The sequence below is a fragment of the Citrobacter sp. Marseille-Q5395 genome, assembly GCF_947057495.1.
GTDB classification, from domain to species: domain Bacteria; phylum Pseudomonadota; class Gammaproteobacteria; order Enterobacterales; family Enterobacteriaceae; genus Citrobacter; species Citrobacter murliniae.
The window spans coordinates 99,345-113,593 of record NZ_CAMSEL010000007.1; the positions used below are offsets into that span (position 1 = coordinate 99,345).

General features: G+C 49.5%; 11 protein-coding genes and 1 riboswitch. Of the genes, 4 read left to right on the forward strand and 7 right to left on the reverse strand.

Annotated features, from left to right (window positions below; translation table 11 throughout):
• Positions 1-6 precede the first annotated feature (6 nt).
• Positions 7-1,059, reverse strand: a complete 1,053-nt coding sequence (gene fbaB, locus OH663_RS10135) for a class I fructose-bisphosphate aldolase (RefSeq protein ID WP_045444840.1) — start codon at positions 1,057-1,059, stop codon at positions 7-9.
• A 252-nt stretch (positions 1,060-1,311) separates the two neighbouring features.
• On the opposite strand from fbaB, the gene OH663_RS10140 reads away from it, so the two are divergent.
• The 3 genes from OH663_RS10140 to OH663_RS10150 are packed head-to-tail and all read left to right on the forward strand — an operon-like array spanning position 1,312 to position 4,552.
• Positions 1,312-2,589 carry a nucleoside permease gene (locus OH663_RS10140; RefSeq protein ID WP_045444843.1) on the forward strand — a complete coding sequence of 426 codons (1,278 nt, stop codon included), beginning with the start codon at positions 1,312-1,314 and terminating at the stop codon, positions 2,587-2,589.
• Complete coding sequence (locus OH663_RS10145) at positions 2,586-3,590, forward strand: ADP-ribosylglycohydrolase family protein (protein ID WP_200012744.1); 1,005 nt, start codon at positions 2,586-2,588, stop codon at positions 3,588-3,590. The genes OH663_RS10140 and OH663_RS10145 overlap by 4 nt, the downstream gene beginning before the upstream one ends.
• Positions 3,587-4,552 carry a PfkB family carbohydrate kinase gene (locus OH663_RS10150; protein WP_200012746.1) on the forward strand — a complete coding sequence of 322 codons (966 nt, stop codon included), beginning with the start codon at positions 3,587-3,589 and terminating at the stop codon, positions 4,550-4,552. The genes OH663_RS10145 and OH663_RS10150 overlap by 4 nt, the downstream gene beginning before the upstream one ends.
• On the opposite strand, the gene OH663_RS10155 is transcribed toward OH663_RS10150, so the two are convergent.
• The 6 genes from OH663_RS10155 to OH663_RS10180 form a co-directional block, all read right to left on the reverse strand.
• Positions 4,526-5,272, reverse strand: a complete 747-nt coding sequence (locus OH663_RS10155; RefSeq protein ID WP_045444852.1) for a GntR family transcriptional regulator — start codon at positions 5,270-5,272, stop codon at positions 4,526-4,528. The genes OH663_RS10150 and OH663_RS10155 overlap by 27 nt on opposite strands.
• Before the next feature lie 114 nt (positions 5,273-5,386).
• Positions 5,387-6,187 (reverse strand): bifunctional hydroxymethylpyrimidine kinase/phosphomethylpyrimidine kinase, encoded by an 801-nt coding sequence (gene thiD, locus OH663_RS10160; RefSeq protein ID WP_045444855.1) that lies wholly within the window; start codon positions 6,185-6,187, stop codon positions 5,387-5,389.
• Complete coding sequence (gene thiM / locus OH663_RS10165; protein ID WP_200012748.1) at positions 6,184-6,972, reverse strand: hydroxyethylthiazole kinase; 789 nt, start codon at positions 6,970-6,972, stop codon at positions 6,184-6,186. Before thiM ends, thiD begins: the two co-directional genes overlap by 4 nt.
• Positions 6,973-7,003: 31 nt before the next feature.
• A riboswitch (TPP riboswitch) is annotated at positions 7,004-7,100 on the reverse strand.
• 196 nt (positions 7,101-7,296) lie between these two features.
• The gene (locus tag OH663_RS10170) at positions 7,297-10,686 is read right to left on the reverse strand and encodes an autotransporter outer membrane beta-barrel domain-containing protein (protein WP_200012749.1); all 3,390 of its coding nucleotides are present in this window, start codon (positions 10,684-10,686) and stop codon (positions 7,297-7,299) included.
• A gap of 424 nt (positions 10,687-11,110) precedes the next feature.
• Positions 11,111-11,629 (reverse strand): helix-turn-helix domain-containing protein, encoded by a 519-nt coding sequence (locus OH663_RS10175; RefSeq protein WP_190284564.1) that lies wholly within the window; start codon positions 11,627-11,629, stop codon positions 11,111-11,113.
• A 953-nt stretch (positions 11,630-12,582) separates the two neighbouring features.
• Positions 12,583-12,789, reverse strand: coding sequence for a hypothetical protein (locus OH663_RS10180; RefSeq protein ID WP_045444908.1), 207 nt, complete (start codon positions 12,787-12,789; stop codon positions 12,583-12,585).
• 276 nt (positions 12,790-13,065) lie between these two features.
• Here OH663_RS10180 and OH663_RS10185 point away from each other — a divergent pair, with 276 nt between their 5' ends.
• Positions 13,066-14,148 (forward strand): hypothetical protein, encoded by a 1,083-nt coding sequence (locus OH663_RS10185; RefSeq protein WP_200012751.1) that lies wholly within the window; start codon positions 13,066-13,068, stop codon positions 14,146-14,148.
• The last annotated feature ends 101 nt before the right edge of the window (positions 14,149-14,249 follow it).

Below are 14,249 nucleotides of genomic sequence, written 5' to 3' on the forward strand. Positions count from 1 at the left end.
AATGATTCAGGCAATTGTGACTTTGCTATCCAGATAAACATCCTGCACGGCGTTAATCAGCTTAACGCCGTCTGCCATAGTTTTTTTGAAGGCTTTACGACCAAGAATTAATCCCATCCCACCGGCACGTTTATTAATCACCGCTGTGCGCACCGCATCGCTGAGATCGGTTTCGCCCCCGGCGGCCCCGCCTGAGTTAATTAATCCAGCCCGGCCCATGTAGCAGTTCGCTAGCTGATAGCGCACCAGATCGATAGGGTTGTCAGTCGTCAATTTGCTATAGACGCGATCGTCGGTGTAGCCGAAATTAACCGCTTTATACCCACCATTGTTTTCTGCCATTTTCTGCTTAACGATATCTGCACCGATAGTGGCAGCCAGGTGGTTAGCCTGCCCGGTCAGATCGGCGGAAACATGGTAATCCACGCCGTCTTTTTTAAATGCCGAATTACGCAGATAGGCCCACAGAACCGTCACCATCCCCAGTTCATGAGCACGCTCAAATGCCGCAGAAATCTCTTCAATCTGGCGACGTGACTCCTCTGAACCAAAATAGATGGTCGCTCCAACCGCTACCGCCCCCATGTTGAACGCCTGCTCCACGCTGGCATACAGCGTCTGATCAAAGGTATTAGGGTAACTGAGCGTTTCATTGTGGTTAATTTTCACAAGGAATGGGATACGGTGCGCGTAGCGGCGAGAAACGGAAGCCAGTACACCATAGGTCGATGCCACGCAGTTACAGCCCGCTTCGATAGCCAGCTCAACGATATTCTTTGGATCAAAGTACAACGGATTAGCAGCAAACGATGCCCCGGCGGAATGCTCCACACCCTGGTCCACCGGCAAAATAGACAGATATCCCGTCCCGGCGAGTCGGCCTGTGTTGTACAGCGTCTGCATATTACGCAGCACGGCAGGCGGACGGTTATTATCCACCATCACTCGGTCGACGTAGTCATGTCCAGGCAGGTAAAGTTGATCAGAAGGAATGGTCATACAACGATGCTGTAAAAGGTTGTCGGCGTCTTTGCCAAGCAACTGCGCAATATCAGTCATAGCTATGCTCCCGTAAGTTCCGGCCAGATACCGGAATATGGATTGTCCTGACCCGCCTTGTTGCGGGCAGCAATAAGTCTGGTACTGACTGCGCATTTTTTCCATCTTTAGCGCACTTTTCAGCGGTTTCCGCTGGCTCGATTCAGGCAGAAAAAATGTTACAGCGGTCAAATTTAAGCCACAAAGGTATTTTAAAGGTATTATCAAGTGGTACTATCGAGGCGTACCTTACCTGTCATGAAGGATTTAAAGATGAAAACTACAGTTAAGCTGTCGTTCATGATGTTTGTAGAGTGGTTTATCTGGGGCGCCTGGTTTGTACCTCTCTGGCTATGGCTGAGTAAAAGCGGATTTACCGCCGGTGAAATTGGCTGGTCCTATGCCTGTACAGCGATTGCTGCCATTCTCTCACCAATTTTTGTTGGCTCGTTAACTGACCGCTTTTTCTCCGCGCAAAAAGTGCTGGCCGTGCTGATGTTCGTTGGGGCAATTCTGATGTACTTTGCGGCGCAGCAAACGACATTTAGCGGATTCTTCCCGTTATTACTGGCGTACTCGTTAACCTATATGCCGACCATTGCGCTCACTAATAGCATCGCTTTTGCCAACGTACCGGACGTCGAACGCGATTTCCCACGCATCCGTGTTATGGGGACAATTGGCTGGATTGCTTCCGGTTTAGCATGCGGATTCTTACCGCAAATGCTCGGCTACAACGATATCTCACCAACCAATATTCCACTGCTCATCACCGCCGGAAGCTCTGCTTTACTCGGTGTTTTTGCCTTCTTCTTACCGGATACACCACCGAAAAGTACCGGCAAAATGGATTTCAAAGTCATGCTGGGGCTGGACGCATTAATCCTGCTGCGTGATAAAAACTTCCTCGTCTTTTTCTTCTGTTCGTTCCTGTTTGCTATGCCACTCGCGTTTTATTACATCTTCGCCAACGGCTACCTCACGGAAGTCGGGATGAAAAACGCTACCGGCTGGATGACGCTGGGCCAGTTCTCTGAAATCTTCTTTATGCTGGCGCTGCCGTTCTTCACGAAACGCTTTGGCATCAAAAAGGTATTACTGCTTGGTCTTATTACCGCGGCGATCCGTTACGGATTTTTCGTTTACGGCGGCGCGGAAGAATATTTCACTTACGCACTGCTGTTTCTCGGCATTCTGCTGCACGGGGTCAGTTACGACTTCTACTACGTGACGGCCTATATCTATGTCGATAAAAAAGCGCCAGTACACATGCGGACTGCCGCCCAGGGGCTGATCACTCTCTGTTGTCAGGGATTCGGCAGCCTGCTTGGGTACCGTCTGGGCGGGGTGATGATGGAAAAAATGTTTGCCTATAAAGAACCGGTAAATGGTCTCACTTTCAACTGGGCAGGTATGTGGGGATTTGGCGCGATTATGATCGCCGTCATTGCCGTACTGTTTATGATTTTCTTTCGCGAATCAGACAAAGAAATCACCGCAATTAAGGTGGACGATCGCGATACTGCGTTGACACAAGGGGAAGTAAAATGAAAGCAGAACGTATTCTCGGTGCTCTTTATGGGCAGGCGTTAGGGGATGCGATGGGTATGCCGTCGGAACTATGGCCAAGAAGCCGTGTTAAAGCACACTTTGGGTGGATCGACCGCTTTTTGCCTGGCCCTGCGGAAAATAACGCTGCCTGTTATTTTAACCAGGCAGAATTCACTGATGACACATCAATGGCATTGTGCCTGGCTGACGCCCTGCTTGAATGCAACGGGGAAATCGTACCAGACGTGATTGGACGCAATATTCTGGCCTGGGCCGAACGCTTTGATGCCTTCAATAAAAACGTACTCGGCCCCACGTCTAAGATTGCGCTAAACGCTATTCGCGATGGTAAGCCGGTCGCCGATCTTGAAAATAACGGCGTAACCAACGGCGCAGCGATGCGCGTTTCTCCGCTGGGTTGTCTGCTGCCAGCACGCGATCTCGATGCTTTTATCGATGATGTGGCGCTGGCATCCAGCCCGACGCATAAATCAGACCTGGCGGTGGCCGGTGCAGTGGTGATCGCATGGGCGGTTTCGCGTGCGATCGACGGAGCGAAATGGGCGGATATTGTCGAGGCTCTCCCAGCCATTGCCCTGCATGCACAACAAAAACGGATCACTACCTTTAGTGCATCGCTCTGCGCACGTCTGGAGCTGGCGCTTAAAATCGTCCGCAACGCAGACGGTGCAGAATCGGCCAGCGAGCAGTTGTATCAGGTCGTTGGAGCCGGTACCAGTACCATTGAATCCGTCCCCTGCGCAATCGCCATGGTTGAACTGGCGGGGACCGACCCCAACCGCTGCGCCATTCTGTGCGCTAACCTCGGCGGCGATACGGACACTATCGGCGCAATGGCGACAGCTATTTGCGGCGCGTTGCACGGCCCTGACGCTATTGATTCGATGTTGAAACTGGAGCTGGATACCGTTAATCAACTGGACTTTACACGCTACGCCACGGAATTGACGCGCCTGCGCGAACAACGGGAGGCATTATGAGCATCACGCGTCTGCGAGATCTTCTTCCGCAATTACACACTCAGCGGCCGGTAACGGTGGTGGGCGCGGCGGTAATTGATGTGATTGCCGATGCGTATGCCCTTCCCTGGCGCGGTTGTGACATTGAGCTGAAACAACAGGGCGTTAACGTTGGCGGCTGTGCGCTGAATATTGCTGTAGCGCTCAAGCGTTTAGGTATCAACGCCAGTAATGCTCTACCGCTAGGCCAGGGCGTGTGGGCCGATATTATCCGCAACCGGATGGCAAAAGAGGGATTACACAGTCTGATCGATAATGCTGAAGGCGATAATGGCTGGTGTCTGGCACTGGTGGAGCCGGATGGTGAACGCACCTTTATGTCCTTCAGCGGCGTAGAAAATCAGTGGAATGCTGACTGGCTGGCACAATTGAACATTCCGCGCCAGAGCCTGGTTTACCTGTCAGGCTACCAGCTGGCCTCACCGTGCGGCGAGTTGCTTGTGCAATGGCTGGAGGGTCTGGAAGAGGTGACGCCGTTTATCGATTTTGGTCCACGGCTCAGCGATATTTCTGATGCCCTGATGGCACGAATTATGGCCTGTCATCCGCTGGTGTCACTGAATCGCCAGGAGGCAGAAATCGCCGCCGGGCGGTTCAGGTTAAGCCCCGATGTTGAAGGTTTTGGTGCCGAGTGGGTGAAGCGCTTTACCACACCGGTTGTGGTCCGCCACGATAAAGAGGGTGCATGGTATTTCAGCGAGCAAACGTCCGGTTGCGTTGCCGCATTCCCCACGACGGTCGTGGATACTATTGGCGCGGGTGACAGCCACGCAGGAGGAATGCTGGCTGGACTGGCATCGGGCTGGTCGCTGGCCGATGCCGTACTCCTTGGCAACGCAGTGGGATCGTGGGTGGTCGGTCATCGCGGCGGTGATTGTGCCCCCTCACGTGACGCATTACTCCTCGCACACAAAGACGTATAGATCGCTTCGACAATAGCTAATACTGTACTCAATGGGCCGTTGCTGCTGGTCGAGCGCTACCTGCTTGATCACCAGTACCGGCACTCTGCTGTCCATCTGAATATGCGACTGAAATTCCGCATCTGGCATCCGCGCGCTGACGCGTGAGCGCGTACGCTGCGGGAAAATATGCTGGCTGCGGAAATAGTCATAAAGAGAAACACCGATGGAATCCACATCATGAATAAGATGCGCGGGAACCCACGATTCTTCAATTGAAACGGCATCTTCATCCACGTAGCGAATACGTTTGAGCAGGAAAACTTCACTTCCGACGGCAATTGCCAGTTGCTGCGCCACCTCTTCCGGGCATGCCACCACACGTTTGTTAACCCACAGCGTATCCGGCTTTTTACCGCGTAAAACCACCTGCTGCGAAAAACCGCGTGCTTCTTTTAGCGAATACTCGAAGATATTATTAATCTGCGTCCCGTAACCACGGGCGCGGGTTACCACACCTTCTTCTTCCAGCGCCTGCATCGCTTTGCGCACCGTAATTCGTGAAACACCAGTCAACTGGCTGAGATCGCGTTCACCAGGCAGAATATTGCCATGTTCCAGGATCCCGCTGCGCACAGCGTCCTTAACCGTTTGAGCGAATTTCATATACAGCGGCGTGTTATCTGCCGCTGAAATACGTTCATTCAGTTGCGCGATAAGCTGGGTATGCGCTTGTTCCATTTATCTTTTTCCTGGCTGCCAGTACTGCAGTCAGTATATACAAAAAATCATTCAAGATGCATCGTGGTGGCGAATGTGAAATCGACCGGGAGCAATATTGAAAGATAATCTGTGTTACCACCACGCATGGAAATGATGCACCGGACCAATCCCCTCCCCCACCTCAAGCGTATCCGCCTGAGCCAGTGCTGCAGAGAGCCACAACTTAGCCTCCTGTACCGTGTCGGCCCAACTGGAATGACGCGGACGCAGTGCCGCCAGCGCCGCCGATAGCGTACAACCAGTACCGTGGGTATTTTTGGTCATCACCCTTGGGGCGGTAAAACGCTGTTCACCATCGCGGGTAAAAAGCCAGTCCGGGCTTTGTTCGTCATCCAGATGACCACCTTTCATTAATACTGCATCACAGCCTAACGCACGAAGTGCACGCCCTTGTTCGAGCATTTCCAGTTCCGTTCGTGCGTGCGATGCCCCTAGTAACGCCGCAGCTTCTGGCAAATTCGGCGTGATAATTGACACCTGCGGCAACAAACGGGTACGTAGTGTTTCAACCGCAGAAGACGAAAGTAATGGATCGCCGCTTTTCGCCAGCATGACCGTGTCCAGCACCACGTTCTGCACCTGATGACGGCGCAGGCGTTCAGCGACCGCCTCAACAATGTCCGTTTCAGCCAGCATGCCAATTTTGGTGGTATCGATACGCACATCATTGAATACGGAGTCCAGCTGCGCGGCGACAAAATCAGGTTCGATCCGATAAACCGACTGCACCCCGCGCGTATTTTGCGCCACTAACGCCGTAATTACAGAGCAACCATATGCCCCGAGCGCTGAGAAGGTCTTCAAGTCAGCCTGAATACCTGCGCCGCCGCTAGGGTCGGTTCCGGCTATCGTTAATGCGTTAATGCGTTTCATGCTTGCTCCTGCATTTCCAGGTTATAGAGGGCATCGAGAAATGCCGGGATAAAACTTCCCGGTCCGGTTGCTTGTTCAGAGGCTATTTTTCCAGCCTGCTTCATCCAGCTACAGGCGGAAGCCACGTTATCAAGCCGATCACCATGCAGTGCGCAACTGGCTGCTACCACCGCCGACAGAGCACATCCAGTACCAACCACACGCGTCATCAGCGGATCACCTCCGCTCACGCTGACGGTGCGCTGGCCATCGGTGACGTAATCCACTTCCCCGGTGACCACAACAATAGTTCCAGCCTGGCGCGCCAGCGCCAGTGCCGCCGGAAGTGCTGCGACTGCCGTATCGGTGGTATCCACCCCTCGCCCACCGCTGTTCATCCCCGCGAGGGCAAGTATTTCCGAGGCATTACCGCGAATTGCGGCAGGCCGAAGCGGCAGTAAATCCAGACAAAAATAACGACGATAGTCCAGAACACCCACGGCAACGGGATCGAGAGTCCAGGGGGTTTTAGCAAGATGCGCCCGCTCGGCTGCAGCACGCATTGCCGTGGCGCGACGTTGAGTGAGAGTACCTACATTAATCAGTAACGCACTGGCGATAGCTGCAAACTGGCTCGCTTCTTCCGGTTCAATCACCATTGCAGGCGACGCACCTAAAGCCAGTAATGTATTGGCAGTAAAACTCTGTACGACCTCATTGGTCATACAATGTGTGAGCGGGGAAAGTGTTCTAAATTGGTGAAGGGTATGGGCCGCGAGCGTGCGGCTGTGCAGGTCAGGCTGCATGGTTCAGCTCCTGCCCGCGCGAAGAAGGGACACGAGCAGTGTCAGACTTCCCTACGCTGGCATTATCCAGATCAGGTGGTACGGGTATTTCTCAGCCTTCACAAGGAAGGGCACCCCGAGTCGTTGTCACATAAAATTTTGTAACACTGGCAGCGTAGAGGAAGTCGTTTGCTGATGCAAGCTCCCACTGCTTGCTCGCCAGTCTTCACACCTTATCTCTTTTCTGCCTCTGCGTATCCACACCCAGTGCGACCTTACCCTCAGCGATGAGAAAGGTAAGGCCGTGTACGGGTTTATCAGGCATGTTGTTTATTTACGTCATATTTACCACGTGTAACTGATACCTGCATTCAGTTGCCACGGAGATTCATTGTTGTCCTGACCCTTCGCGTAGTTTGCGCCAGCCCAGGAGCTAAGGTTTTTGGTGAACTTCACATCTGTTCCCAGTCCGACAATGCCTTCTGCACCATCGGTGCTGTCATCAATGTTCACACCGTTGATGTTCATGGTGTTGTCATTCTCGGTTTCACCCACAGCCGCAAGATGCAGGTATGGTCTGATTTCTGCGCCGTTATGTAACGCAACCGATGTACCAATATTTGCACCACCTTCAAGGCGTACGGAGGTGTAATCATCATCTTTCGCACGCATGCCGTTTTCCAGGCTGTAGTCAACACCGTTGTAACGGGCATAAGAAACCTGAGTATACGGCTCGATATAGAACGAACGGAGCGCCAGATGATACCCTCCTTTAAGCGCACCGCCGAAGCCGTTGGTCGAGTAATCCCCGCTGGTTTTACCGCCATCAACAGAGACCACGCTCAGGTCATTCTTCAGATGCGTCCCTTTTAGACTGGCATCCAGGAACAGGCCATTATTCATCCGGTATGAGGCATAAATAGATGCACCGTAGCTGTCGATATCCGAGCCAACACTCCCTTCGTCATGCATGTTCACATCAGAGAATCCACGCATAACAGCCACGCCAAACAACCACTCTCCGGAGGACGCACCGACTCGCTTATCCGCCCCGACCATAAACCCATTGTTGGTCTGGTCATAACTGGAGCTGGCCATATTCATCTGCTGACGATGGTAGCCGCCGTAGTAGCTGCCCCAGGCATTTAGCGTGCCGTCACTGCTGCCGGTTCGACGCTCGTTGTCCATACGCAGATTCAGCGCATCCTGTTCATCATTCCACAGACTGACTGCCGCCGCACGGGTATCAACCACAGCCTGGGCTGCGGTGGAAATTGTAGGCCCAGGGGAAATGTTGTCCAGAATCACACTGGTAGAACCGTCCGCATTCTCGACTGTCGCGGTCTGATAACGGTAAACACCGACATCGCTCTGCATGGCGTTAAAGGTCGCACCGGAGGCGTCATCAACATGGATGATAGTATCGCCGGTCATGTCACCGGCGGCACCACTGGAACTGGAGGTCACACCGGTATTGAAGGTTCCAATCGCGGTATCAGCCGTTAGAACATATGCCGAGCCAGCTGCTGCGTTCCAGGTGGAATAAATAGTGGAGGCTGCCGAATCTGTTGCTGCCAGAGGGGTGGTGGAAGACGATGAGCCATCGCTGAGCGTGGTGGTGTTGATGTTGCCGCCGTCCATGGTGAGAGCGCTCCCTCCAGAGAGAGTGACAGATGACACACTGGTATCGGCAGTATTGACCCACGCGGAAGCATTGCCAATCTTAAGATTTAAAGCGCCTGTACCGCTTTGCGATGCACTGCCACTCCAGGCGGTATGATCCATACTCACGGTTTGCGCAGCATCTGAAGCGGAGGTAATGGCGCCGTAGGCAATGGAATTTGTAAAGCTCACGTTATTAGTCGCATTCTGACCAGTGATAGCGAGCAAACTGGTGGTGCCATTAATCCTGGAATCCGTGATATCAACAGTTGCGGCATCGGCATTTCCGGCCAGGACAATGGCATTGTCGCTGTTGATAAGCGCCCCTGCGCTGATATTAAGCTGGTTGTTGTCCGTCAGAAGAATACCGGTCACACCCGCTGTAACCGTTGCCCCTGCAATATTTATTGTTGTATTCGGCGTCATTGAAGCATTGATTCCCGTGACGCCACCCGAAACGCCCGCACCACTGGAAAGATCAATCTCAACAGTCCCTGACCCCGCTTCGCTGGTTACAATACCCGTGTCATCACCGTGAACCAGAGCACCATCTGAAACACGCAGAACCACGTTCGAGCCGGGGCCATCCAGGTCAGTATCGCCGGTTCTGACACCTGTATTTCCCCCGCTGACCTGCGTTCCCGTACCACTGATGGTGATATCTGCTGCCATACTGTGATGGGTATCAATACCATCATCAGAACCGGTGACAATTGCACCATCAGTAACGGTAATCGTATTACCTGATAAATCACCCGCATAAGTGAAAATACCGTCACCCGCCGTTGCCTGTACTGTACTATCGCTAATAAGTAATGTTGTATTATTGCCAACAGAATCTAATCGAATTCCTGAGGAAGATCCCGTTATGGTTGAACCTCCAGTGACAGAAATATTGTCACCAAATCCATAAACATAAATCGCATCATCACCTGTTACTGTTGCACCATCGGAGATGTTTATTGTTGTATCCGTACCATTATAGAGATAGATCCCCTTCTCCTTCCCAGCAACGCTAGCGCCAGCAATATTGACTGTGGCACTGTCCCCGTCATTAATTTTCACACCCGCAGTATTTCCTGATACTTCTGCTCCATCGCTGATATTAATGGTGGTGTTACTGCTTTCAGCATCGGCAATAATGCCACTATTGATACCACTTACAGAGGTACCCTGACCTGAAACATTAATTGTCGAACCCGATGCGTCGGTTCTCACGCCATTATCCGTACCAGACACAGTGGAGCTACTGGATATATTGATCTCGCCAGTCCAGTTTCCGGTAGTCCCGATATTAATACCGTTGCCATTTGTACCTGTAACAGTACCACTATCAATATTGATGGAGCTGCCTGAATCACTGGCATTGAAAGTGATACCGGTGGTACCCGTCACAGTGGCCCCGTCATCAACATTAATGGTGGTGTTGCTGCTTTGAGCATCGGCAATAATACCGGAGCCACTGGTACCAATGACGGAGGTTCCCTGACCAGAAACATTAATGGTTGTATTATCGGCGTCGGTTCTCACCCCAACAGCACCAGTAACAGTGGCACCACTGTTCACATCGACAGTAATATCGTTTCCACCATCAATAGCCACACCATCACGGGTAGTGCCTGTGACAATAGTACTCGCACCGCTTACAGACAGCGAAGAACCTGTACCAAGGCTAATACCGTTATATCCGCCGGTGATACTGGCCCCATCAGAAACAGTAATTTGAGCTTGAGCATTATTACCCCAAATACCATTAGAAGACCCATTTATGCTCGTGTCTTCACCGCTTACATTAAGAGTAGCGCTCTCGCCATCTGCAATGTTAAAAGTAACAGGATTACTTCCGCCGGTAATTGTACTTCCGCCATCAATATCAACAGTGATATCAGGGGCAGTAAAATGTACACCATCTGTAATTGTTTGATTTGTTATTGGTGTATCTTTATCAACATCCAGCGCGTAAACTGAAGGTGTGCTTAAAACTCCCAGCACGACTAAACATACTGGAGACAGACGGCTAACTGTCAAAGTTGCGTGTTTAATTTCAAAAATTTGTCTCGACTTTTTTTGCATGGACTCTCACCTGTGGAATAATATTATTTATACATGGTATTTTGTTAGCGGATATATATTTAAAAAATCATCGCAGTCAATAAATAAAACAACCCAGCAATCAGGCATCGATGACAAAGCATGAAAAAACATAACATTCAAGCTCCTATCAAAAAGAACAGGACGTTTCAAAAAACAACCAAGCGCCCATCAAATTTAAATGATGTAATTTTCAATTGCGCATCGTATGTATTCAACAGAATAAAACCTAACAGTAAAACAATATTAAATTTTATCGATACATTCCACTTAAAAAATTAGCAAATTTAATACTATTATTGAGTGTAAAAATGGATTCAAAATTACATTTTTAATTAACTGCCAGACGTACAGGTAAGTCTGTTCAAAGGTACAAACGCTCAGGGCAGCTGGTTCTAGCATTCAGCTATGATTCATCATGGTCCAGATGTCTCAAATCCATCAGCAGACCTTTGTTAAGTGTAATTTTGCCATCATCCCTGAACTGAGCCAGCATTTTCATGACTGTACTTCGGGACAGACCACTTTTATCAACGATATAATCAGCAGCAGTGCGATGTAAACGGATGATATCTGGCTCTGCCTGCAACTGATAAAGACAGCTAATCACCAGGGTATAACTAGATACCCCGGCCATGTTATGTACGTATCTGAGCATATGAGAAGTAATCAGCATCTGATTGACAGAGACGTCTTTCCACAGTTTTTTCTCATCAATAACCTGTTCCGCTTCCGCCAAAGGTATAAATTCGTAGCTGATATCAGTACAGGCTCTGAAGTACATCAACTCAGTATCAACAAAATAATTGATACCGAAAATCCGGGGCGCAATAAAATTGACCAGCAGACGGTCATCGCTCGGTCTGCTACCTGATATAATGCCCTGATGGAAGATGAGAATATTTTTCTCAGTGAATCCATCCATTGTGACAATCTGATTTTTTCGTTTAGTAAAGATATGTTCACGTCTGGACAGGTTATCAATTAATCGCTGAATGCTTTCCCTGGATCTCACCATAAAATATCGTCCGTTCATTGATGTTACAATTAAAAGAAGTCTGAGTTTGAAGATAAACCTTTTTCATCATCGGTGGTCATAGTGGCGCACTTAACTACAACTGGATATGCGTACCAAGCGATTAGCTACCCCGGGTAAACTTCTCTGTTTTGGGCAGGTAGTAAACCATAGTATTTCAATACCGGAATTCCTTCATCCGGCATAATGATAAACAAACTGCTGCTCCGTTCAATGATTCATACATCCGGCAGTCGTGTTGAGCCATTACCCATCTCGCTATGCTCATCGAAATGAAATCATCCCAGATCTCCGTAGGTTAACCATAGAGAATCTCAAAATCACCACAAAGATGAAATAAAATTGTATCTAATTTTGCGACGAATTTATTTTAAGAAGTAAAAAATATACGTACAGGAGAGTTTTTTCTATGTCAAATCCGAAGAAAGAGAGATGGAGATCCGGGAAATAAAGATAGTAACAAAACGAGATAATTTGCAGTCGATAGAATTGCCTGGCTATCGACTGGCTAATCCTTCTTTTGAACAATCCGATATTGAGATCCGAATCGACTCGCTGAAAGTCCGTTTTTTCTTCGCTTCAACACGAAAAATCCTTGCTTGCCGGAGTAATATTGCCAGGTTAGTAGCCCGCACCCTCTACATGATTACTAATAGAGCATTATCCAGAGCAGCTTAAAGGGCATTTCTCAGCTTTCACAAAAGGGTACCCCGAGTCATCATCAGATATACTTTTGTCACACTGGCAGCGCAGAGGAAGTCGTTTGCTGATGCAAGTCCTTGCCAGGTATCCCATCTTTATATCTGATACAAGCCAACAGCAGAAACATCAACACCTAATAATCACTTATTGTTAGCATTCCTGTTTCTGTGAAAATCGAGACGTGCCAGAAAAATTTCTTTTTGTTCATCGGTCATATTCCCGGCGACTTCCTCGGGACTCAATTGAGTCCCGTTTGATTCCATCATAACCAGGCTGCGCGCGATGAAATCCAGCCCGGTAAAAGTTTTGGCACTGTCGAATTTTTCAGCGGTGAGCGTTTTTGACATTTTGGCAGTTTCCTTACATTTTATGATGCGTCTTAGTCTGATAGTACATCGTCAGGCTTAGAAAAATGCTCAGTGGCTCTCAGTTCTGTTCTACCGAACTCACTTTGATACTTAGTAAAGAAGCGAAATACCTAAATTTATCGCCCTGAACGTCAAAAATAACATTCGCAACGTCTCACATCTCCATTCATTCGTTTGAGATTAAAAACAACTCGCTTTTAAGTTTCCCACTGGTTCTGTCGTTTTACTTCCAGAGATAAATTGGAAATTTAAATCATGATGACATCACTTCGTCCAGCCAGAGCCATTGCTCAGCGTTTATTTGTTGGCTCACTGCGCTCGGCCTTTTCATCAGAAAATGCAAATGGCAATAAAACCGTACAAACTGACAGTGCCATCGTCACATCAGTTGTTGAGATAGCGGAATCGTCGCTGCAACCGCCTCAACCAGAAACGATAAAAAGAGAGGTATTGCTGGCAGCGACAAAATATCTTCTGGATGAGGATATTCAGCCTGAACCTGAACCTGAACCTGAACCTGAACCTGAACCTGAACCTGAACAGCATTATTCAGCATCTCCATCGCTGATAAAATCCACTCGTTTGCAATTAGCACCGCCGCCAACAGCTCCAACATTACCAAACCGGTCCCCTGCTCCTTCAGATAAAATATCGCCACAACCCGCAACGCCAGACCGCAGCCAACCCGCTGGCACTGAAAAACCTGGCATAGAGGGGGGCAAGCGGGAACAAACTGCGGCCCCCATTGTGTTAACGGGTAAAATCAGTACGTTGAGGTTACCAGATGAAACTCTTGCCGCTTCTCGCCGCTCGCCCGAACTCGTCACCACACAAGCACCGATGACTCGTATAGCCACTGACAGTTTGTCGGTGACAACAGAAAGTACTCAGAAGCTCCCCCCGAATGAGGAAAACCAGCAACCCATTCAATTTCCGGCACTATTTTCCAGAATAAAGGTTCACTCCACTCAGGAGGCATCCCCTTCAGCCAATCCTGAAAAAGCAGGAACGGCGGAATTTCCAGAGATAAAAGAACAAACGGTGCTGGTCAAAGAACGACGTGAAAGTACGCCATCTCAGCGCCCTAAAGAGTGGCTCGATATATTGGATAAGATGCAACAGGAAGAGACAAAAATGTACGAATCTCGCAATAGTGCCAAAAAAACGCGCAAAGAAGAGAACGCTCATAACGGTGAAATGCCCAAAGGCGAGTATTACCCTTATCCACCAGCAACGCAGCAGGAAAACACACTATCCCCTTCCAGTATGTTGCATCTTCCCATTATCGCCGGGTTCACTTTTTTAGTCGTGACGGTACTGTTTCTTATTCTGAATTAACATAAACCCCTGGTTATGCTTTCTCTGAGAATAAAATCGGCGTTACTTTCACTGAGAAATGAGGCCACAATTGTAGCCTCTTAAGTGTATTAGTGGGTTGC